22 protein-coding genes are annotated in these 23,132 nt (G+C 38.7%); 16 read left to right on the forward strand and 6 right to left on the reverse strand.

The window, feature by feature from the left end:
• Nucleotides 1-12: 12 nt before the first annotated feature.
• The 4 genes from AC07UV_RS03840 to AC07UV_RS03855 all read right to left on the reverse strand — a co-directional run bounded on the left by AC07UV_RS03840 (nt 13) and on the right by AC07UV_RS03855 (nt 4,159).
• Nucleotides 13-2,757, reverse strand: a complete 2,745-nt coding sequence (locus tag AC07UV_RS03840) for an outer membrane beta-barrel protein (RefSeq protein WP_495182776.1) — start codon at nt 2,755-2,757, stop codon at nt 13-15.
• A gap of 185 nt (nt 2,758-2,942) precedes the next feature.
• A complete protein-coding gene (locus AC07UV_RS03845; RefSeq protein WP_495182777.1) occupies nt 2,943-3,293 on the reverse strand; it encodes a hypothetical protein in 351 nt (116 codons plus the stop codon).
• The gene (locus tag AC07UV_RS03850; RefSeq protein WP_495182778.1) at nt 3,286-3,837 is read right to left on the reverse strand and encodes an RNA polymerase sigma factor; all 552 of its coding nucleotides are present in this window, start codon (nt 3,835-3,837) and stop codon (nt 3,286-3,288) included. Before AC07UV_RS03850 ends, AC07UV_RS03845 begins: the two co-directional genes overlap by 8 nt.
• A gap of 7 nt (nt 3,838-3,844) precedes the next feature.
• Nucleotides 3,845-4,159 (reverse strand): hypothetical protein, encoded by a 315-nt coding sequence (locus AC07UV_RS03855; protein WP_282250289.1) that lies wholly within the window; start codon nt 4,157-4,159, stop codon nt 3,845-3,847.
• Nucleotides 4,160-4,266: 107 nt separating this feature from the next.
• On the opposite strand from AC07UV_RS03855, the gene AC07UV_RS03860 reads away from it, so the two are divergent.
• The 16 genes from AC07UV_RS03860 to AC07UV_RS03935 all read left to right on the forward strand — a co-directional run bounded on the left by AC07UV_RS03860 (nt 4,267) and on the right by AC07UV_RS03935 (nt 21,569).
• A complete protein-coding gene (locus tag AC07UV_RS03860) occupies nt 4,267-5,637 on the forward strand; it encodes a dipeptidase (protein WP_495182779.1) in 1,371 nt (456 codons plus the stop codon).
• A gap of 62 nt (nt 5,638-5,699) precedes the next feature.
• Nucleotides 5,700-6,602: a LysR family transcriptional regulator gene (locus AC07UV_RS03865; RefSeq protein ID WP_120261560.1), complete on the forward strand. Its 903-nt coding sequence runs from the start codon at nt 5,700-5,702 to the stop codon at nt 6,600-6,602.
• An 80-nt stretch (nt 6,603-6,682) separates the two neighbouring features.
• Nucleotides 6,683-7,663, forward strand: a complete 981-nt coding sequence (locus tag AC07UV_RS03870) for a c-type cytochrome (RefSeq protein ID WP_495182780.1) — start codon at nt 6,683-6,685, stop codon at nt 7,661-7,663.
• Nucleotide 7,664: 1 nt separating this feature from the next.
• Nucleotides 7,665-8,138, forward strand: a complete 474-nt coding sequence (locus AC07UV_RS03875) for a DsrE family protein (RefSeq protein WP_282250295.1) — start codon at nt 7,665-7,667, stop codon at nt 8,136-8,138.
• 4 nt (nt 8,139-8,142) lie between these two features.
• Nucleotides 8,143-9,057 (forward strand): substrate-binding domain-containing protein, encoded by a 915-nt coding sequence (locus tag AC07UV_RS03880; protein ID WP_495182781.1) that lies wholly within the window; start codon nt 8,143-8,145, stop codon nt 9,055-9,057.
• Between the two features lie 66 nt (nt 9,058-9,123).
• Nucleotides 9,124-9,915, forward strand: coding sequence for a lysophospholipid acyltransferase family protein (locus AC07UV_RS03885; RefSeq protein ID WP_495182782.1), 792 nt, complete (start codon nt 9,124-9,126; stop codon nt 9,913-9,915).
• The gene (locus AC07UV_RS03890; RefSeq protein ID WP_282250299.1) at nt 9,897-10,655 is read left to right on the forward strand and encodes an ABC transporter ATP-binding protein; all 759 of its coding nucleotides are present in this window, start codon (nt 9,897-9,899) and stop codon (nt 10,653-10,655) included. The genes AC07UV_RS03885 and AC07UV_RS03890 overlap by 19 nt, the downstream gene beginning before the upstream one ends.
• 122 nt (nt 10,656-10,777) lie before the next feature.
• Nucleotides 10,778-10,999 (forward strand): DUF2795 domain-containing protein, encoded by a 222-nt coding sequence (locus AC07UV_RS03895; protein ID WP_028072584.1) that lies wholly within the window; start codon nt 10,778-10,780, stop codon nt 10,997-10,999.
• A gap of 80 nt (nt 11,000-11,079) precedes the next feature.
• Nucleotides 11,080-11,547 (forward strand): hypothetical protein, encoded by a 468-nt coding sequence (locus tag AC07UV_RS03900; RefSeq protein WP_495182783.1) that lies wholly within the window; start codon nt 11,080-11,082, stop codon nt 11,545-11,547.
• A 387-nt stretch (nt 11,548-11,934) separates the two neighbouring features.
• Nucleotides 11,935-12,924, forward strand: a complete 990-nt coding sequence (gene trpD / locus AC07UV_RS03905; RefSeq protein ID WP_495182784.1) for an anthranilate phosphoribosyltransferase — start codon at nt 11,935-11,937, stop codon at nt 12,922-12,924.
• A 28-nt stretch (nt 12,925-12,952) separates the two neighbouring features.
• Nucleotides 12,953-13,552: a phosphoribosylanthranilate isomerase gene (locus AC07UV_RS03910; RefSeq protein WP_495182785.1), complete on the forward strand. Its 600-nt coding sequence runs from the start codon at nt 12,953-12,955 to the stop codon at nt 13,550-13,552.
• Nucleotides 13,549-14,733, forward strand: coding sequence for a tryptophan synthase subunit beta (gene trpB, locus AC07UV_RS03915; protein WP_495182786.1), 1,185 nt, complete (start codon nt 13,549-13,551; stop codon nt 14,731-14,733). The genes AC07UV_RS03910 and trpB overlap by 4 nt, the downstream gene beginning before the upstream one ends.
• 3 nt (nt 14,734-14,736) lie before the next feature.
• A complete protein-coding gene (gene trpA, locus AC07UV_RS03920) occupies nt 14,737-15,498 on the forward strand; it encodes a tryptophan synthase subunit alpha (protein ID WP_495182787.1) in 762 nt (253 codons plus the stop codon).
• 144 nt (nt 15,499-15,642) lie between these two features.
• The gene (locus AC07UV_RS03925; protein WP_495182788.1) at nt 15,643-18,108 is read left to right on the forward strand and encodes a phosphocholine-specific phospholipase C; all 2,466 of its coding nucleotides are present in this window, start codon (nt 15,643-15,645) and stop codon (nt 18,106-18,108) included.
• 350 nt (nt 18,109-18,458) lie between these two features.
• Entirely contained in the window at nt 18,459-18,878 is a 420-nt protein-coding gene (locus AC07UV_RS03930) for an HYC_CC_PP family protein (RefSeq protein ID WP_495182789.1), read from the forward strand.
• A gap of 102 nt (nt 18,879-18,980) precedes the next feature.
• Nucleotides 18,981-21,569, forward strand: coding sequence for a TonB-dependent receptor domain-containing protein (locus tag AC07UV_RS03935; RefSeq protein WP_495182790.1), 2,589 nt, complete (start codon nt 18,981-18,983; stop codon nt 21,567-21,569).
• A gap of 39 nt (nt 21,570-21,608) precedes the next feature.
• On the opposite strand, the gene AC07UV_RS03940 is transcribed toward AC07UV_RS03935, so the two are convergent.
• Together AC07UV_RS03940 and AC07UV_RS03945 are read right to left on the reverse strand one after the other, a co-directional pair.
• A complete protein-coding gene (locus AC07UV_RS03940; protein WP_495182791.1) occupies nt 21,609-22,190 on the reverse strand; it encodes a Maf family protein in 582 nt (193 codons plus the stop codon).
• Nucleotides 22,190-22,708 carry a KdsC family phosphatase gene (locus AC07UV_RS03945; protein ID WP_282250318.1) on the reverse strand — a complete coding sequence of 173 codons (519 nt, stop codon included), beginning with the start codon at nt 22,706-22,708 and terminating at the stop codon, nt 22,190-22,192. Before AC07UV_RS03945 ends, AC07UV_RS03940 begins: the two co-directional genes overlap by 1 nt.
• Nucleotides 22,709-23,132 lie beyond the last annotated feature (424 nt).

A 23,132-nucleotide genomic window follows, 5' to 3' on the forward strand; every position in this document is an offset into this window, starting at 1 on the left:
TTATCTTAAATTTTATAAAAACATTTTTGTGAAGTCCCAAGATAGCTTGAGCATATAATATCTACGGATCGTATCATAACGACGTTGTGTAAAAATTGATGTTGATGCCGAACGACTGAAACCTTTATTTTGGTCAAGCACATCATTGATCATAAAATCCAACATGAGCGATTCATTCTTCAGGAATTTTTTACTTACCCCGGGGTGTAACAAAAATTGTTCAAATTTTTGATCAAAAGCCTTCGTTGCTGCTTCGTAGGTATAGCTATAGTTTGTATATACTTTAAAGGTTTTGCCAATAAAATATTCTACACTTCCATTCGATCCAAATACAAAGCCGTTACTATTTGTGTTGCGCTCCAAGCTTGATTTCATTAACCGATATTGGGGGCTGAAGTTCAAATCAAAATTCAATCCAGTCTTCGTATCTCTTTTAAAATTGTATGTAAAATTAAAATTCGTTGTATTGACTTTGTTTAGTTGCTGATTGAATAGATTATAATTGTCACTCATATTCAGATAGAACTGTGGCGAATTGGACAAGCCTAATTTTTTGCTCAATTTAAAATGATAGCCAGACCAGATGTTCACAGAGGTATTTGTTTTACCTTTTACATTATTCCAGGTATAGATATTGAGTCCTTTTACAGTATCAATATTTTGCGTGATTGGATTTTTATCCAAAGTGATATTCCCACCCGCATAGACATAACTTCCAGTCAGAATACGAAAGGAGTTATAATTGATATTTAGAGAGTTTCTAAAAGAAGGTTTTAAATTTTCATTTCCCAAATAACGGTTGATCTGATCCGAGTTATCCAGAATAGGCTGAATCTGAGTCATGGAAGGGAGCTGATTCTTTCCTGTGTAATTCAACCATAACCCCTTGGTTTTTGTAAAAGAATATCCCGCACTTACATTGGGATTATACGTAAAATAACTTCTGGACAACCCTTGCTTACTATTGTTGTTATATTGCTCCAGTTTATCGTTATTAAAATTATTGGCAACGGTAAACTTAAACTTGTCCGTCGTATGCACTATGGCTAATTTATACCTGCTGCTCCGTCTATCAAAATCGTAATTGTTACTGAAACGAGTGTCTAGGTCATTATATTTCCCTTCAGCATCTTTATTGAATGATTCAACACGGGAGGAGTTATTACTACTTTCTATGCCAGTTCCGACAACAAGATTCCAAACTTTTGACAACGGTTCTGTATACGATACCGAAGCGCCTAACACGTCATTTTTATTATTGCGTTCTTTGCGTTGATCTGTAGAGTCTATTGGTGTATAACCTGCGGTATCCTTCTTAGCTAAACTATTTTCAACAGTTGAGAATAGATAACCATCTCCTATCATTTCACTTCGTCTGAATTGACCATCAAATGTAAATGAACGTCCCTTTTTCTTAAATTTATGTGTAAAATAAGTACTAAAATTCAATTCGTTGATTGTATTCTTGATGGTCTCATGAGTTTTTTCAGCTACAGTTGTATCCATATTCTGAGTAAACTGATAGCCTTCACGTCTGTTGTCCGACCAAAGATTTTTGCGGGAAGCTCCGCCCCGGATGGTCAAAGTATTTAATGAATCAAAATTCAGATCATATTTTAAATTGGCGCGATGCTGATCGTTCTCCGTATCTATGGATTTAGTTGATTTATTATTGATCAGGCCAGTACTAATTGTCTCATCATCTCCATCACTGCTTAATCTTCCGTATTTATAGTTGATATTGACATTATGTTTATCCTTGTTGAATTTATCCGAAAAATTGACACCAGAATTGATCGCACGTGGTATACCGATAACACCTTGTCCAGAAAAAGGATCCGTAAAATTCGTCCAGGACATGGATCCGTCATCCCCATATGAAACACCCGAGTCACCACCATATTTCTGTGCATCCTGCCAGTTCATACTTGTCGTCCCATTATTTCCAAAAAGACCATAAACAGAGATCTTTTGAGATCCCTTGAATTTGTTTAACATCAACTGCCCCATGTAATAGTCACTGGTACCGCCACCCAGCAAGGCTTTTCCGAACATGCCATTTTTGGAACCATCTTTTAGTTTGACATTAATAGTCTGTTCGCGTTGACCGTCATCTACACCTGTTCGTTCTGCCTGCTCGGATTTCTTTTCATAAACCTGTACCTTATCAACCATATCCGATCGAATATTGCGGGTCACCAATGTCGGATCATCACCAAAAAACTCCTCACCATCCACGAGTACCTTTTTGACAGTTTTACCTTGTGCGGTAATTTTTCCGGACGCATCGACAGTAATCCCCGGCAAGACTTTCAACAAATCTTCAACCTTCGCATTTTTCTCTACTTTAAAACTACCAGCGTCATACTCTGTGGTATCCCCTTTTATAGTAATGGGAATTCGACCAGTAACAATAACTTCCTCTAATAAAGTGGCCGTTTTGGTCAGTCCAACAGCTAACTTGGAATAATCCCTGTCTTTAGAAATCTCTGTATAATAATCACCGTATTTGGGATAACTTACGATTAATAGATAGGATCCTGTATCTGGCTTTGATAAAGAAAAAAGTCCATTTTCGTCTGATCTCGTAAAACCTGCCAATATGGAATCTTTAGCGGTTAGCAACATGACTGTTGCATCAGATAGCTTAATCTGATCTTTTACATCACTTATTTTTCCGGCAATTTTGGACTGCCCTAGTGCTATTCCATGAACACCGAAAACGAAAAACAAGAGAATTTGCAAAACTCTTTTCATAAAATTGTTGGATAGTATATGAATATCAATATAACATTAGTATATAAAACCAATGTTTTGTTACAGTAAATTTAATTTTATTTCTCAAAAAGTATTTTTAAACGGTCTACGGCTAATTGAGACGAAATAAAAAGGCTATATAATCAGGATATAGCGATCGGATAAATTCCACAAAAGGTTCGGAATTATTGATAGCTCTTATCGCGTTGTATCTTGATCAATTTCCATAATTGATGACAGAAAGAGCAGATTAATACCACAAAAACAATTTGGGAGAGTATCATTATATAACTGCGGTATGTAGCCATCGTTTCCATCACCTCTAATCGATTCATCCAATAGTTATTGAGTAGAATACCACAGATTGATCCCAACAGAAAAAATATAATGGCATATTTTCTATCTGAAAGAGCTTTAGATTTTGCATTTTCTAAATCTGCAATCTGGCCCATAATACGTTGTTCAAAGTCATCAAAGGGCATGTTTACTTTGCTCATTTGCATGGCCTGTTTCATTTTCTTGTGTTTGTTATCCATGATATTCGGATTTTTTCATCAATTGACTCAATACTAGTTGCATATTTTTTCGTGCCCGATGTAGAATAACTTTCGTATTAGCGAGCGTCCAGCCCATTATTTCCTGGATTTCTTCCATTGATTGTTCCTCCAAATAGAATAGGCGTAGGGCGACAGATTCTTTGGGTGATAAAATAGCAAGGGCGTCATTAATCATTTCTCTTCGTTCATTGTCGATAATTTCATCAAGAATAGATTCATCATAGGCTTGGTCATGATCTGTCAGATCAAAGTCGATCAGTGTCAATTTCTTATACCTTATGCTATTAAAAGCAATATGAACAACGATACGATAAAACCAGGTACTAAATTTTGATTTACCTTTAAATGAGGACAGCGACTGATAACATTTTATAAAAGCATCTTGAACAACATCCTCAGCCAAATGTTCCTGCTTGACAATGGAAAGCGCAACAGAAAAGGCCATATCCTGATAGGTTTTTATAAAATACCGGTATGACTCTACATCCCCGGACAGTACTTTTCGAATATAGATTTCATCCATTGAATGGCTAAATATCGCGTTTTTTATCCAGTTTATTCGCTACAATCATTGCCACACCGGCAGCTATGATCAAAATTGCGACCGCGAGTGAATCAGGCAAATCGGCACTGACATAGTTTTGTATTACGCCCACGATAAACAACCCAATACCTATTCCTAATACCAGAATCCCCGGTTTTTGCCAGTCAGCAGGCTGTCTTCTTCTTTCCTCTCCCGGGATATTGATTGCGGTACTGCGATAACGCATGACAAAATAAACACAAAGTGTGATACAGGTGAATAATCCCACAGCCATAACTGCTGCCATTGTCTGTTTTTCCATAATGATTTGATTTAGTTTTAACATTAGTCACTATCACTTCCGAAAAGGTTACAACAAATTGAGTTAAATGTGTCTATTTGTGTAGATTTGTTTCAAATACAAACAATATGCAAAACATTAAAGAATATGTAGAAGCAAACAAGCAACGTTTTTTAGATGAGTTGTTTGATTTATTGCGTTTACCTTCCGTCAGTGCCGATCCTAAATTTAAGGGCGACGTACAGAAGACTGCTGAATTTGTTGCTCAAAAGTTGCGTGAAGCAGGTGCTGACAACGTAGAAGTCTGTGTCACTGCTGGTAATCCAATCGTTTATGGTGAAAAAATTATTGATCCTTCATTGCCAACTGTACTGACTTATGGTCACTACGATGTACAGCCAGCAGATCCATATGAGTTGTGGGATACCCCTCCTTTTGAACCGACTATCCGCGATGGCAAAATATATGCCCGTGGTTCGGCAGATGACAAGGGACAGTTTTATATGCATGTGAAAGCTTTCGAATATATGATGCAAAACAATGCTTTGGCATGTAACATCAAATTTATGATCGAAGGTGAAGAAGAAGTTGGTTCTGTTAACCTAGGTACATTTGTAAAAGAAAACACCGAAAGACTTAAAGCGGATGTAATCGTGATTTCGGATACGTCTATGATCAGCATGGCGCAACCGTCTTTGGAGACAGGTCTCCGTGGACTTTCTTATGTCGAAGTTGAAGTCACTGGACCAAATCGTGATTTGCACTCAGGTGTATATGGTGGTGCTGTTGCAAACCCGGCTACAATTCTCGCAAAACTCATTGCTTCTCTGCATGATGAAAACAATCATATTGCAATCCCTGGATTTTACGACGATGTCGTTGAATTAACGGTTGAAGAACGCAAAGCATTAAATGAAGCTCCATTTGATATCGAAGAATACAAATCAGATTTGGGTATTCAGAATATCTGGGGAGAGAAGGGATACACAACTTTAGAACGCACAGGAATCCGTCCTACTTTGGAGGTCAATGGTATCTGGGGTGGATATATCGGTGAAGGTGCCAAAACCGTGTTACCTTCCAAAGCAAATGCAAAAATCTCGATGCGCCTTGTTCCAAACCAAAATTCTGAACGCATTACTGAACTATTCAAAAAACATTTTGAAGGTATTGCTCCAGATTATGTTAAAGTAGAAGTAAAACCGCATCACGGCGGTGAACCAGTAGTCACACCAACAGATAGTGTTGCCTATAAAGCTGCTGAAAAAGCATTACATGAAACATTTGGCGTAAAACCAATCCCTACACGTGGTGGTGGATCTATTCCAATTGTTGCTTTATTTGAAGACGTTCTAGGACTAAAAACAGTGCTCCTTGGATTTGGACTTGACAGTGATAACCTGCATTCACCAAACGAGAAATATGGAATAGAGAATTACCTAATGGGTATCTCTACAATTCCTTTATTTCATAAATATTACGCAGAACTAAGCAAATAATTTAGTTTTTCATTAGATAAAGGGTTATTTTTAAATTTTAGAAATAACCCTTTATCGTTTTTATGGATTTTGATTTTCGTCTCATCGTTTTTTATACTGCAGCTCAGCATCTTAATTTCACCAAGACAGCTTCGGCACTTTTCATCTCACAACCTGCAGTCAGCAAAAACATTCAGGAACTGGAAAAAAAACTCGGCGTCCCTCTTTTTGAGCGGAAAGGCAATAACCTTGACCTGACTGAATCGGGGCAAATTCTCTATAAATATGCCCAACAGATTATCAATCTCTACAATCAGGCAGGACAGGAAATACAAGAACTACAAACAGGACGTAAAGGGAATCTTGTATTAGGGGCCAGCACGACAATCTCTCAATATGTACTTCCAACGTTACTGGCAGATTTCTTATCTCAATATCCAAACAACCGTATCCAATCTTTTCAATCCAATAGTCGAAGCATTGAAGAACAGCTTATTGACAAGACCTTAGACCTCGGAATCACGGAGGGATCAACTGACAATAGGGCTTTAAAGTATATCCCTTTCATGAAAGATGAACTTGTATTGGTCACCAATAGCGAAAACCCGCTATTAAAACAATTAAAAAATCCTATTCTCTCAGATATAACGCGTTTACCTTTGGTTCTTCGCGAGCAAGGTTCGGGTACCCGTACCATTATTGAGAATGCATTAAAAGAACAACGGATCAGTCTTGCTGAAATCCAGATCGAAATGATATTGCCATCAACAGAAAGTATCAAAGGATATCTGGCCCGCCGTCATAGTTTTGCCTTTCTTTCTATTCATACCGTTCAGCGGGAGGTCTTAAATAATCAATTGACCATCGTCGATATTCCTCATTTGTCTATCGAACGTTATTTCTATTTCACACATCTATATGGTGGCCTTGCGGGTACTCCCAACCAATTCCTGCAGTTCTGTCTGAGACAAAATTTCAAGATATAACATTTGGTTATGTCTCATAAAGAAACATCGTTTTAATCCTTGTCGATAGGCTGGTAGATTTGTACAAACGAATTAGAGGCATGGAATACAAAAAACTAACAAATTACCTAAAAGCGCTCAGTTGGATCATTGTCGCATTGTTTATTACCTGTACAACACTATGTGTGTTTCCGCTTAAGCATGCAACCAATGATAACTCAACGGATTCACTTCCGCTCTCCAATGATTCATTAATTACACATGTATCACAATTCAAAGCCGTTTCTTTCAAAGACAATCCTGAAGGGGAAATGGCTAGTTATGGTGAAAAGCTGATCAAAAATACCTATGACTACTTTTACGATGGTGACATAAAAATCGGAAATAAATTGGCTTGCAGTAGTTGTCACCTCAACGGTGGGACCAAGGCATTCGCGGCTCCTTATGTTGGCCTCACAAATGTTTTCCCAGTTTACATTGGACGGGAAAACAAAGTAGAATCTCTGGAGGAACGCATTAATGGTTGTTTTGAAAGAAGTATGAATGGTCGTGCTATTCCAGAAAACAGCAAAGAAATGCGCGCTATTGTTACCTATATAAAGAACATCAGTATCAATACAGTCAATAAAGGAAGATTAGCCGGCCAGGGTTTTGTCAAAATGGAGATCCCAAACCGTGCCGCAGATCCAAAACACGGTCAGTTGGTATTTGAAGGCAAATGTACAAGCTGTCATGGAAAAGATGGACAAGGCATGGCACAGCCCACTGGCAAGGGATATTTATATCCGCCACTCTGGGGGGAAGACAGCTATAACGATGGAGCCGGAATGGCACGATTGCTTACAGCAACACGTTTTATCAAAGCTAACATGCCCTTAGGAGCAAGCTACGACGCGCCTCAGCTCAGCGACGATGAAGCCTATGATGTCGCCGCCTATATCAATTCTTTTGACCGACCTAAAAAAGCAAACAAGGAGCTCGATTACCCAAATTTGGCAAAAAAACCAAAGGACAGTCCCTATCCACCGTACGCAGATAACATTAGTTTAGAACAACATAAACACGGACCCTATAATTTTTAATATGATGAAAAAACAACTGACAATCGCTTGTATCCTCTTAGCGATGACAACGATTCAAGCGAAGGCACAAAGCAATAAATTATTACTCAACAACCATCAATATACGGGTGCTGTTGCCAAGAAAAAAGTGTATAAAGCGATCTATCAATTGGATAGTAATGATCCAAAAACAATTGAGAAGGCTATTCGAAATATCAACAACGTTTTGAAAGATCCGCGATTAAAAGGGCATCTTCAAATTGAACTGGTTGCTTTTTCAGGCGGAACAGAAGCTTATTTAAAGAAGAATAGCCAGTATGAAAAACCACTTCAGGACCTCGTAGAAAAAGGAGTTATTGTCGCTCAGTGCTTAAATACATTGGAAGAAAAACATATTGCAAAAGAAGAATTATTCGATTTTATCGGGTACGTCCCCAGTGGGAATGGTGAGTTAATCTTGAGGGCTAATGAAGGTTGGGTCATTGTTAAACCATAGCACGATGAAAAAGCTAGTCCCCTTCACCCTCGCTATGGCCTTGTTCGTATCGACAAAAACTATGGCGCAAGAACATCGTTTTGATCCCCCTTGGAACACCCCACCAGAATCGGCGCTGAATTTTACAGTTCCCGGGATCGATAATATTCCAGATCTATATGGCGATATTGAAAATCCACAGCTAACAGTTTTCTTCGCTGGTAATCAGTTTATGGTCGTTGATGATTTATTAACATCTTTCAAAAAGGAATATCCGCAGTACGAACGTATTTTTGTGGAAACATTGCCTCCCGGAATTCTAGCAAAACAGATTAAAGGGGGCTCCATTACCGTCGGTAACCTACGCATTACGCATAAACCCGATATCTATACCGCAAGCAAACGCGCGATTAATGACATGGCTGATTATTTCAGTCATACCCAGACCTATTGTTACAACAATATATGTTTGATGATTCCACAGGGAAACCCTGCAAATATCAAAACATTGAACGATCTAGGCAACTCCAATGTGTGCATTAGCATGCCCAATCCGCAATGGGAAGGCATAGGAGAGCAAATCAAAGCATCGTATAAAAAAGCAGGGGGCGAACAACTGGTCAAGAAAATCATGGAAGATAAAGTAAAGGATGGAAGCACGTATTTAACAAAAATACATCATCGCGAAAGCCCGATGCGTATCCTTTATCGTCAAGCCGATGTCGCACCGGTCTGGACATCTGAGGTTGTTTATCAAAAACTTATTGGCCATCCGGTGGAAGGTATCACAATTCCGGACAGTCAAAACACCACAGCAACATATGTGGCTGCAAAACTAAAAAATGCACCACATCCACAGGCGGCAGATGATTTTCTGAAATTTATGAACTCCCCTACAGCCAAGCAGATTTACAAGAAATATGGCTTTACAATAGACTAAAAAAGAAAATGGATAATTAATTATCCATTTTCTTTTTTTACTTTAGGTCAAAATTAGTTGAATTGTATGGTACTATTGCTCAAAAAACTCCATCGTTACTGGTATTTTATTAGCGTTCTACTTGTTTTCATCGTATTATTCCCCTATATCTATTTTTTGGCCCAAAATCCAGAAAAGAACTATGCGCGGATTGCACGTATGAGGCGTTGGGTCTCAATTGGAGGATCGGCATTGGCGGGTGTATTTTTTAAAGTAACTTACGAATCAAAAATAGACTGGAACAGACCGATGGTGCTATGCCCCAATCATACTTCAGTGCTCGATATCACAGCACTGACCTATCTATGTCCTGTCCCGTTTTCATTTATTGGTAAGGCTTCACTTCTTAAAAATCCCGTTACCCGTATATTTTTCAAAACCATAGATATTCCTGTCACACGAAGGAGCAAAGTATCATCATTTAAAGCATTTCAACGGGCTAACGAGCTTGTTCAGAGTGGCCGAAGTGTCGTTATTTTTCCGGAAGGAAAGATCGATGATGGATTTCCACCTCAAATACATGCATTTAAGTCTGGTGCTTTTCGTATTGCTGTCCAAAATGATGTGCCTGTAGTACCTATTATCATTGAGAATGCATGGGACATTTTCTTTGATGACGGCGCAAAAAGAGGGTCTCATCCAGGAATTGTTAAAGTACATGTTTTTTCACCTATTGAAACAAAAGACTTTGACGACAACAATGCAACCGACTTAGAGAAAATTGTATATGACAAAATGCATTCCTATTGGATTATGAAGAATAAATCGTATTTTCATCAACCAGAGAACGTCCAAAAAATATGTCAGGAAAGATATTAATCGAAATCAAAGATATTGCGCGGGAATACCAAATAGGCTCAGAAACAATTCATGCGCTCAGTTCGGTTACCCTCAATATCAATAAAGGAGAATTTGTAGCACTTATGGGGCCCTCAGGGTCAGGGAAATCTACATTGATGAATATTCTAGGTTGCTTGGATACCCCCAGTAGAGGTGAATACATTCTCAATGGGATCAATGTAAGTGACATGTCAGAAGATGAACTCGCTGAAGTAAGAAACAAGGAGATAGGATTTGTTTTTCAAACGTTCAATCTACTTCCTAAAAGCACCGCGCTGGAAAATGTGGCACTGCCCCTAATCTACGCTGGATATAATAAAGCCAAGCGTGAAGAAAAAGCTACTGGCGCATTGGAAAGTGTTGGGTTGGGACACCGTATGGATCACAGACCCAATGAGCTATCTGGTGGACAACGTCAGCGGGTGGCTGTCGCAAGAGCACTGATCAATGATCCTTCCATTATATTAGCCGATGAGCCTACGGGAAATCTTGACACAAAGACATCCATTGAAATCATGGGCTTGCTCGAAGAGATCCACTCCAGAGGAAACACCATTATCTTGGTCACACACGAAGAGGATATTGCGCTACATGCTCATCGCATTGTACGCATGCGCGATGGACTAATTGAAAACGATTATCCCAATGCTGATATCAAATCCGTATCACCACGACTAAGTGCATTGAATGAAAAAGGGAGTGACTTTGAGAATATTTAAAAATATTATTTCATTATAAATCAAACACTTATATTATTGACACAAAAATAACAGTTGATTTACTTGTTTAAGTTAAATTAAATGATAGTTTTGCGAAAATAGAGAACTTAAATTGTTTTTATATGTATTGGACATTAGAATTAGCTTCGCATCTAGAAGATGCACCATGGCCAGCAACAAAAGATGAATTAATCGATTACGCTATTCGTTCGGGTGCACCAGTTGAGGTAATTGAAAACTTACAATCTCTTGAGGATGACGGTGAGCCATATGAAAATATTGAAGAAATTTGGCCCGACTATCCAACAAAAGATGATTTCTTCTTCAATGAAGATGAATACTAGAAAATAAAAAACGCCTTTAGTTAAAGGCGTTTTTTATTTCAGGAAATTAATCCATTGCTATGAAGTTCAGTCTTAAGCTTATGAAGATAAAAGTAAAGGTATTGTTGTTAACATTTCTAAGTTATATGCTATGTATTCCCCTATTTGCACAGGAAAAGCCGGTCACTTCCGAAAATGTTACTGTTTTAAAACAATTTGTACATCGTCTCAATGATATCAATCTCGCAACGGACATCATTTTAAGCCAGGATATATTAACAGAAAAAAATCTAGATGAAGACCAACAGGAATATCTTCTAGCTAGCATAGATGAGATGCGAATTAATGTACAGAGTAAGGATATCAGCAAATTAGAGTATATCAACTTTATACAAGCTGGTCGGAAAGAGACCTTCGATATTGACCTTGAAGGAATAGATCCAAAACAGGTCTATTTCGTTAGGCATCTCAATCGTTTTGTTTTTGCTACTGTTATTCGGGACAAAAAAATTGCCTCCTTTACTTTAGTTTCTAAAGGGAACAATAAAGCACATTTCGTATTCTATTAGTCTTTTATCAGCTTTATTGTTTGTCCGTACAAGTACCTATACCTTCTATGGTATTCAAGCAAATCTGATGGGCAATCTTTCTATTCTCGAAATAAATAAGTACAATCCAACCGTCTTATTCTCGGCTTCTACAATGGTCGGTTTGAAAGCAATTTTAAACGCAAGGAGCTTTCTTAAAAATTTTTCAATAAAAACACTTGCATTTTAAAATTCTATCAACCATATTTGTATTAATAAAAACGGAAATGATAATAACTGTATTAAATAAAGCTTGGTGGTGGCATGACGAATAACGTTGTGGCAAACTCCTATTGCATTATTTGATATACATCAAGATATGATGGGCTTGCCTGAATAAGGTAAGCCCTTTTTTATTTAAAAATAATTATGAAAGAAATTTTAGCCCATTTATTTGAATACAAGTCTTTTTCGCGAAAAGAAGCTTATGAGATCTTGACCAACATTGCCAAAGGTAAATATGACAGTCATCAAATCGCTGCTTTTATGACAGCTTACGGCATGCGTAGTATTCGGGTGGAAGAACTTGGTGGATTTAGAGATGCTATGTATGACCTATGTCTCCAATTGGATTTTGATGGCTACGATCTGATCGACCTATGTGGTACGGGTGGTGATGGCAAAAACACGTTCAATATTTCTACAATTGCTTCTTTCGTTACAGCCGGTGCGGGCTATCAAGTTGCCAAACACGGCAATATAGGTGTATCGTCGAGCTGCGGGTCTTCGAATGTAATGGAGTATTTGGGCTATCAATTTACGAATGACAAAGCTGAATTACAGCGTCAGCTTAACGAAGCCAACATATGCTTCCTACACGCACCATTGTTTCACCCAGCTATGAAAACAGTTGCGCCAATACGTCGTGCCCTGGGTGTAAAAACATTTTTTAACATGTTGGGGCCATTAACAAATCCAGCCAACCCGAAATTTCAATCTGTAGGTGTATTTAGCTTAGAGCTTGCACGCCTGTATGGTTATCTATACCAAAATACAAACAAACAGTACTCTATTATCCACGCGTTGGATGGCTATGATGAAATATCGATGACAGGAGATTTCAAGGTCATCAACAATCAGGGTGAAAATTATTATAATATGGAGGAACTAGGCTTTAGCCCTATTCTTCCCCAGGAACTTGCTGGTGGAGAAAGCGTGGCTGAAGCAGCACAGACGTTTTTATCTATCTTGAATAATGAGGGCACAGATGTACAGAACAATGTAGTGTTGACAAATGCGGCATTTGCCATAAAAACATTTCATCCTGAAAAATCTTTCGGTGACTGTTTCTATGAAGCAGAAGAGTCACTCATGACAGGAAAAGCGTTCAAAAGTTTCAAAAAAGTAACAAACCAGTAAAATGTCAATTAAGATAAAAGTTTGTGGCATGAAATACCCCGACAATATCGTCGCAACGACCGCTCTTGCTATTGATTACATCGGCTTTATATTTTATGAAAAATCCAAACGATTTGTTGGCGATGCCAACCGTGAATATATAAAAGGGCTTAAGAGCGTCAGAAAAGTTGGTGTTTTTGTGAACGCAAACCTGACGGAAATTTATGATAAAATAGACAAATTCAATTTAAATGCAGTTCAATTGCACGGAGATGAAAGCCCTCAATTTTGTGAGGAACTTAAGCAACATACGGCCGTAACTGTGATCAAAGCTTTTGGTATAGACCAATATTTCGACTGGACAGTATTGGACGCCTATGTTGGGGCAATTGATTATTTTCTATTTGACACCAAAAGTAACTCCTATGGTGGTACAGGCATACGATTCGACTGGTCTTTATTGCATCAATACAAGCTCGAGTACCCTTATTTCCTCAGTGGCGGATTAGATGCGGACAACATCAAAGACGCTTTACAAGCAAATGATCCCAGGTTATATGCCTTGGATCTCAATTCAAAATTTGAAGTAGAACCGGGGTTAAAAGATATCGATCTTTTGGCCCACAGCATAAATAGTATTAAACAATGAGTATATACCAAGTCAATGAAAAAGGGTATTACGGTCCATTTGGTGGTGCCTATATCCCCGAAATGCTCTATCCCAATGTAAAAGAGCTACGTGAAGAATATCTCAAGATAATCGGAGAAAAAAGTTTTCAGGAGGAATTCAATCAACTACTCAGTGACTACGTAGGGCGCCCCTCCCCTTTGTACCATGCGAAGCGACTGTCTGAAAAATATGGTACAACGATCTATCTCAAACGTGAAGATCTCAACCATACTGGCGCACATAAAATCAATAACACCATCGGTCAGATCCTTTTAGCTGAGCGTCTAGGAAAAAAAAGGATCATCGCAGAAACGGGTGCTGGACAACATGGTGTAGCTACAGCTACTGTTTGCGCATTAAAGGGGATACAATGTGCCGTCTATATGGGAGAAATTGACATTCAAAGACAGGCACCCAATGTTGCGCGAATGAAAATGATGGGTGCGGAAGTTATTCCTGCAACATCTGGTTCAAAAACGCTCAAAGATGCGACCAATGAAGCTTTGCGTGATTGGATCAATAATCCGGTCGATACACATTACATTATTGGATCTGTTGTGGGCCCACACCCGTACCCTGACATGGTCGCCCGCTTCCAATCCATTATCTCCGAAGAGACCAAAAAGCAGTTATTAACAAAAACCGGTAAAGAGAATCCAGACATCGTATTAGCCTGTGTGGGTGGCGGATCCAATGCCGCCGGTATGTTCTATCATTTTCTGGATGAGGAATCTGTACAGTTATATGCTGTAGAAGCTGCTGGACATGGTGTTGATTCAGGTGAATCTGCAGCGACAACAGCTTTAGGAAAAGAAGGTGTACTGCATGGTAGTCGATCCATATTAATGCAAACTGAAGATGGTCAGGTAATAGAACCTTACTCTATCTCTGCCGGACTTGATTACCCTGGCATCGGACCGCAACATGCTTGGCTGTTTAAATCCGGAAGAGGAAAATATGTTAGTATCACAGATGATGAGGCGATGCGCGCGGGACTGGAACTCACTCGACTGGAGGGTATTATCCCCGCAATCGAAAGCTCACATGCACTCGCTTATTTAGGAAAAATCCCTTTCAAGGGTGATGAAACCGTTGTCGTTTGTTTATCAGGACGCGGCGATAAGGATCTCGATAACTATATGAAATACTTTGATTTTTAACGCATGAATACGATTGAAAAAAAAGAAGGTAATCCCCTTCTATCTATATATTTTACAGCGGGATATCCCGAACTGGACAGTACAATCCGTATAGCCAAGAAATTGGAAGAAGCGGGTGCCAACTTTTTGGAAATAGGTTTTCCTTACTCTGATCCTGTTGCAGACGGACCTGTTATCCAACACAGTTCGGAAGTTGCTCTGGCCAACGGAATGACTGTCAAAAAATTATTTGAACAATTACGTGAGCTACGCCAACATGTACAAATCCCGGTCTTTTTGATGGGTTATGTAAATCCCGTAATCCAATTTGGCGTAGAGAAATTCTGTGAAGAGTGCAAAAATGTAGGTGTAGATGGGGTGATTATTCCCGACCTACCAATGTATGAATACGAGGATCTCTATAGGGAAACTTTTGAGAAAAACGGCATCGCAAATATCTTTATCGTAACGCCACAGACTTCAACTGAAAGAATCCGAAAAATAGATAGTCTATCCAATAGTTTTATCTACTTATTGTCCTCCAATGCCACAACGGGAAAAACACTAGATGTAGGCGAGGATACCAATGCTTATTTCAAGCGGATACATGATCTTCAGCTGACAAACCCTTTAATCGTTGGGTTCGGAATTTCAAACAAAGAAGCATTTCAAAAAGCAAGTCAATATACTGCTGGTGCAATTATCGGTAGTGCATTTGTAAAAAGATTGACGGAGCAAGATTATATGGATCAGATCCCTGATTTTATAAAATCAATAAAAGGGTAAAAATCCGTTTGATAATTCAGATAAGCGTTCAGTCGAAGGTAACAATTCCTTCACTGAACGCTTATTTATTTTATAATCACGCTGTAAAAGCCAATATTTGAAAAAACATACGTTTCGATAATGACCAACCAAATAAACTAAAACATGGACACAAGAAGAGATTTTCTAAAAAAAGCGGCAATGCTTGCCGGAGGAGCCTCACTTTCGCAGGTTATTCCTTCTGCTATTGCAAAAGCAATGGCCATCAACCCCGCTTTGGGGAGCACCTTTTATGATGCTGAACATGTGGTTCTACTGATGCAGGAAAATAGATCCTTTGATCATGCTTTTGGTACACTACGAGGAGTGCGGGGTTTCAATGATCCAAGGGCAATCCGCCAGCCAAACAGAAACAAAGTGTGGTTACAGACGCAGAAGACAGGTGAGACATACGCTCCTTTCCGATTGGATATTAAAGATTCAAAAATTACGTGGATGGGATGTTTACCGCATAATTGGACCGATCAAACCGATGCCCGAAACAAGGGAAAGATGGACAAATGGCTGGATGTCAAACATTCTGGATTTAAAGAGTTCGCAGACCTTCCACTGACCATGGGACATTATACACGAGAAGACATTCCATTCTACTATTCGCTGGCAGATTCTTTCACGATCTGCGATCAACATTTCTGTTCAAGTATTACAGGTACAAATCCCAACCGGCTCTATTTCTGGACAGCTAATATCCGGGAAAACCTGAACGGAAAAGCCCTCGTCTGGAACGGTGACTCAGAATTTAGTGGTAAAGCAAACTGGAAGACCTTCCCAGAACGTCTTTCGGCACTTGGCGTAGACTGGAAAATATATCAAAATGAGATTTCTTCAAGTAGTGCTGGATACAGTGGTGAAGCCAATAGCTGGTTAGCGAATTTTGGCTGTAACCCCATGGAATATTTCCCACAGTATCAAGTCAAATATAGTCCTCGCTACAGAGAGCTGCTCGCACGCAAAAAAGAAGAACTGGAAAAGAAAATAGTCACAACAACGGCGAAAGATACGCTTGAAAAGTTACATAAGGAACATCAACATGTGCTGGAAGAGCTACAACAATACACGACGGAGAACTTTGAAAAACTTGATGAACAAACGAAAGATATTCATCGTCGTGCATTTGTAAATAACAGTGCTCAGGCCGATTACATGGATCTAGAAACGATGCATTATCAGGAAGGCGACAATCAACGGGAATTACAAATCCCAAAAGGTGATGTGTTATATCAATTTAGAAAAGATGTCGAAGCAGGTAAACTACCAACGGTATCCTGGCTTGCTCCACCTCAACTTTTCTCGGATCATCCAGACTCTCCTTGGTTTGGTGCCTGGTATGTGAGCGAAATTATGGATATCCTAACACAAAATCCAGAAGTCTGGAAAAAGACAATCTTTATCCTTACCTATGATGAGAATGACGGTTATTTTGATCACTTCGCTCCTTTTACAGCTCCTAATCCTTATGAAGCAGATAGCGGTAAAGTGTCCCCAGATATTGACCCAAAATTGGAATTTGTGCGTCGCGACGAACAGTATTACCCCGAAAGTGGAAGAGAAAGCAACATCGGCTTGGGCTATCGTGTCCCTCTGATCATTGCTTCTCCCTGGACAAGAGGTGGCTGGGTAAACTCACAGGTATTTGACCATACCTCAAGCTTGCAGTTTTTAGAGAAATTCATTAGCCACAAAGTAAACAAAGAAGCAAAGGAAACCAATGTGAGCAGCTGGCGACGTGCGGTCTGCGGAGATCTCACTTCTGCTTTTAGACCTTATAATGGAGAAGTAATTAAAAAGCCATTGGTATTAGAACGTCAGCCATTTATCAAAGAGATTCACCAGGCAAAATTTAAAGGTCTTCCGATGGGATTCAAGGCATTAACTGCAGATGAGATCAAGCAGATTGAGCAAGATCCTACCCATTCACCCTATTTTCCGAAACAAGAAGAAGGGCTTCGTGACTCCTGCACTCTTCCCTATGAGCTTTATACACATGGAGAATATCTATCCGGTGGAAGATATCAACTAACATTTGAAGCTTCAAGCAAGACATTTGGAAAACATTCTGCGGGTTCACCGTTTACAGTATATCATAGTACTCCTTATAAGGGTGAGATTGGAACTTCCCGTAACTATGCCGTATCCCCAGGAGGCAGTTTGTCAGACAACTGGGCTATCAATGCGTTTGAAAATGGATTATTTCAACTTGATGTACATGGACCAAATGGATTTTATCGTATGTTTAAAGGCGACACTAAACATCCAAATATCAAAATCCGTTGTACTTATGAAAAGAGCAGAGATGAAAAATCATTTACGGGTCGTCTGTTGTTCACTTGTATAAATCAAGACAGTAAAAATCACCAGCTTTTACTTGAAGACATCAGTTATGGACAGGGCAAAAAAGAAGTCCAACTCAAAAGCGGTGAGACAACAACAATTCAGTTTGATCTTTCCAAACAAAGTTTTTGGTATGATTTCCGTATCAGCTGCAAAGATGACAATACATTCCAAGAGCAATATGCGGGCCGTATAGAAACTGGGGAAAGCGGAAAAAGTGATCCACTATTAAGCCGATAATAAAAAATTGAGTCGGGGTTATTTTCGAAAGGAGATAACCCCGTCTATCTATGATTCTTGCAACAAATAGTCAATACGTCTGAAATCGTTTATTTTCAGAAATCATCACACGACAAACCATACCTTTCGATATTATTCCTGTATGCGACGAATAACGTGGTTGAATCCTTTATACAGTAAAACTGCACCAACGATCAAAAAAACAGCCAATAAATATAAACTGATGGAGTTAATAAATAATAGACACATCATAACGGTAATTTTTGGTTTTTCATTTCTTATCTACAAGTTATAACATTTATCCAAAATATTACAAATAAAAAATACAAATTTTATCTACATTTGTGGAAATGAGGAAAATTGCATTGTTCATCGGCTTATTTTTTTATTTGCTTGCAGCAAGCGGTGCAACCCTCCATTTCCATTTCTGTCAAGGAGAAGCACAAAGTGTATCATTAAGCCAAAATCAAACGGCTCATTGTCCGATGTGTGCCAAGTCAGAAAAAAAACATCAAAACCACTGTCATCAGGAAGGTAGTTGCAAGGACGTAACCATTGCTGCCCAAAAAGTAGATGATTTCAACAGATTATCTCAGACACTTAATTTCAATAATTTTTCACCGGCGATTATTACCCTTCACTGGATACATAATTATTACCAATTTTCCACAGATGAGGATAGTTCATCCAAATTAAGTACAAATCAGAACACCTTCCTAAAGAGATACAGCCCTTCTGTATTTATTCTAAATCAGAGTTTCAGAATTTGATTTCCTAATTTTTTGATTTTTAATCAAAATAAACGTCGAAGATATTACCTTCGACCTTACATGCTATGCACGTTTTTTTAGTCCGTACATTATCAAAAAACTATGAATCAAATTTTAAAACAACTATATACTACAACCCTCTTATTGTTATTTTCCTTCGCAATTGCGCAGGCACAAAGCGACAGCACAAGAACGCTTACTGTAGCCGGTAACTGTGCGATGTGTAAAAAAAGGATCGAAACTGCTGCAAAATTACAAGGTGTCGAAAGCGCTGTATGGAACGCGAGTGATAATTTGCTACATCTTAAATACAATGCAAAAAAAGTTGAACTGGAAACAATCAAAAAGAATATTGCCCAAGTCGGACACGATGTAGACAATCTGGTTGCAAGTGACGAATCCTATGCAAAGCTTCATGAATGTTGTATGTATCCCAGATTGGAAAATGGAGAGGTTCCTGAAAAAAAGGCAGTACCTACCGAAGCTGGACATCATGATCATCCACATACCGTGACAGGTGTTGTTGTCGAAGAGAATGAAAAGGGAGATCTAAAACCTATTGTTGGAGCTAATTTACATTGGGCAAATTTGCCAAGCAGAAATACCCGAAGCAATGAGAATGGTGTATTTAAGTTAGAACACAAAGAAGGTTTTGACAAGCTTGTTGTTAGTTACGTTGGTATGAAATCCGATACGATTACAATTAAAGACTTACATGAGGTCGTCATGATTACAGCCAAAGGTAATGTGCTAATGGAGGTCGAAGTCAAAGGAACGCGTAAATCCACTTATATTGATCGTATGACACCTGCAAGACTGGAGGTTCTGACTGGGAAAGAATTATTTAAAGCGGCCTGTTGTGATTTAAGTGAGAGCTTTGAGACCAATGCCTCAGTGGATGTGATAAGTGCTGATGCTGTAACGGGTAGTAAACAGATTCAGATGCTGGGTCTAAGTGGTATATATACCCAATTGACGGTCGAAAACTTACCAGGACCGCGTGGTCTAGCTTCACCATTGGGATTAAATTCCATTGCTGGTACTTGGATCGAATCCATTCAAATTGCAAAAGGAGTTGGTTCCGTAGCTAATGGGTACGAAAGTATGGCCGGTCAGATCAACGTTGAACTGAAAAAACCTCAAAACTCCGAAAGGCTGTTTTTTAATGCCTATGCCAATAATATGGGACGTACCGATGTGAATTTGAATCTTTCACAAAAAATAGGTCAACATTGGTCCACATCAGTGTTATTGCACGACAACTTTATGTACAATAAATCCATGAATTTTAGCCACAATGGATTCCGGGATGTTCCAGTTGGTAATCTCTTCTCTGGTGTAAACAGATGGCTCTATGAGAATGGTAAAGGTTTAATGGTACAATTTGGCGTGAAGTATTTAAATGATGATCGTACCGGTGGACAGATAGATTTTAACAAAAAAACAGATAAAGGAACAACCAATCGTTATGGTCTTGGTTTTGACATCGAACGTGTTGAAGGCTTTGCTAAAATCGGTTATGTATTTCCAGAAAACAAACACCGCAGTATTGGCTTACAGTTAGCCGGTTCCAACTACAATCAAAAAAGTTATTTCGGATTAAAAAACTACAATTCTGAGCAACAGAATGGCTATGCTAACCTATTGTTCCAGGATATTATAGGTACAGTAGCCCATAAATATCGTGTAGGTGCCTCTATCAATTACGATAACTACGATGAATGGTATTTAACAGATCAAAATTTCAAACGTAAAGAAGTCGTTTCCGGTGCTTTTGCAGAATATACCTTCAGTCCATCCGAAAAATTTGATGCAGTAGTGGGTCTACGTCAAGATTACAACTCATTGTATGGATGGTTTACCACACCACGATTAAATTTACGCTATGCTCCTATTGCTGGAACTACATTTCGTGCAAGCTCAGGACGAGGTCAGCGTACAGCAAATATCTTTGCGGAGAATACAGCCGTTTTGGCTAGTAGTAGAAGACTGATCATTCAGTCCCAGGATATTTATAATAGAGCCTATGGCCTGCAACCAGAAGTCTCTTGGAACACAGGGATTGCGGTAGATCAAAACATGCGCGTATTTGGAAGAGAAGCCTCTGCCTCAGTTGAATTTTTCCATAACAGCTTTTCCAATCAGGTTGTGGTCGATTACGAGAATCCAAGAGAAATCAGTTTTTACAACTTAACAGGAAAATCATTTTCCAACAGTTTGCAGACAGAATTTAGATTTATGCCTGCCCCACATTTTGAAACGAGATTAGCTTACCGTCTATTGGATGTCCAGACCGACTTTCAGAGTGGAAGAAAAACTAAACCCTTGTTAGCTAAACACCGTGGTTTTGTCAATTTAGCCTATAATCATCATTCCGGATGGAGCTTAGATTATACATTAAATGTTGTTGGACCAAAGCGTATACCTTCAACCATGGACAACCCAGTTGAATACCAGATGCCAACCGAATCAAAAACGTATGCTACAATGAATGCGCAGATCAGCAAAACATTTGGAAAGGATAAAAACTTCACTGTTTATTTAGGAGGGGAAAATCTTTCAAACTATTTCCAGAAAACACCAATCCTTGCAGCGGATCAACCCTTCGGAAATTACTTCGATACCTCCATGCTATGGGGCCCTTTAACAGGACGAATGTTCTATACAGGTGTACGCTATTTCATAAAATAGTACTGAGTTAATATAAAAAAAGCGGCTAAGCCGCTTTTTTTATATTAACTTTTTCAGTTCCTGATATAACCGTGCTGTTGGAAGCCCCACCACATTATTATATTCACCTTCTATCTTCTCTATGCCAATTAAACCAATCCATTCCTGAATACCATAAGACCCAGCTTTATCAAGTGGAGAAAAATTAGTAACATAATAGTCTATCTCATCCCGATCCAAGACATGGAAATAGACTGTTGTCGTTTCCACAAAGGAATGTACTATACCTTGCCACTGTGTAGCGACAGCAGTGATAACCAAATGCTTCCTTCCGGATAAATTCTCTAAAGTCTGCATGGCTTCAGTCTCAGTCTTTGGTTTTCCCAAAATCTCACCAGCTGTTGAAACAACAACGGTATCTGCACAGATAACCAAACAGTCCGATTTATCCGCAAAAGCTTTCACTTTTTGCAATGCGATCTGACGAACTGCTTCAGTGGCAGAAAGACTCGGATCAACATACTCATCAGTCTCCCGAACCTCTACCTCAAACTCGATTCCTAATCCTGATAATAACTGTTTCCGTCTAGGCGATTGAGAACCCAAGATAACCGTTTTATTCTTTAAATTTTTCAACATCATTAAATGCTTTTTATCGTTTCATCCTCATACCAATTCCCTTGTATTTTAAGTACTTTTTCGATCAGTTCCCGTACGACTCCTTTTCCACCATTAAAACCAGAAATGTAATGCGATATCTTCTTAATTTCCTCCACAGCATCCGCAGGCGACACAGCCAAACCAACAGATCGCATGCAACTAAAATCAGGAATATCATCCCCGATATACATCAATTGATCAAGTCCAAGATTATACGTATTAGCCAATGCTTTCAATAGCGAAAGTTTATCTGAAACACGGGAGTGAATTTCTTTAACCCCCAACCCATGAAGACGCAGTTCCACCCCTTTTGAAGCTCCACCAGTAATGACAAAGATTGGATAGCCTTTTTTTATAGCCAATTGCATCGCATATCCATCTTTGATATTAAAAGTTCGCAGCTGTTCTCCCCTCTCGTTAACTTGTACAGTTCCATCTGTCAATACGCCGTCCACATCCAATACAAATCCTTTTATCGTTTTAAATTCAGTCAATACCATCGAAATATATTTTTGTAAAAATAAGGCATTTCAATTAAATATACGATTACACTTATATGGTCTTATTTATTGGATTTCTGTCAGAAAATTATTCAAATAAGCCAAAATATCATTTATTTGTCACAACATAGTTGTATTAGCAACTTATTATAAAAAACATTTGGATGAAACCTGTTATTTACCGTATCTTTGTAGAAGATAATTAAAGGTTATCTCGCTATGAAAACACTAACAGCGCTATTGAAACAGGTAATTCTGTTGAAAGTTGCATAAGATTAAAAAAAACAATCAACTTAGTTTTTCAAAGCAAAAAACACGGCAACTAATTTAGTTTGGTCGCCCTTAAAAAGTCTTTTCATAATTTAGGTTTATAATTGGTTAGTAACAAACCCTGGTGCCCATCATCAGGGTTTTGTTTTATTAG

Source organism: Sphingobacterium sp. GW821-FHT03E03, assembly GCF_059420745.1.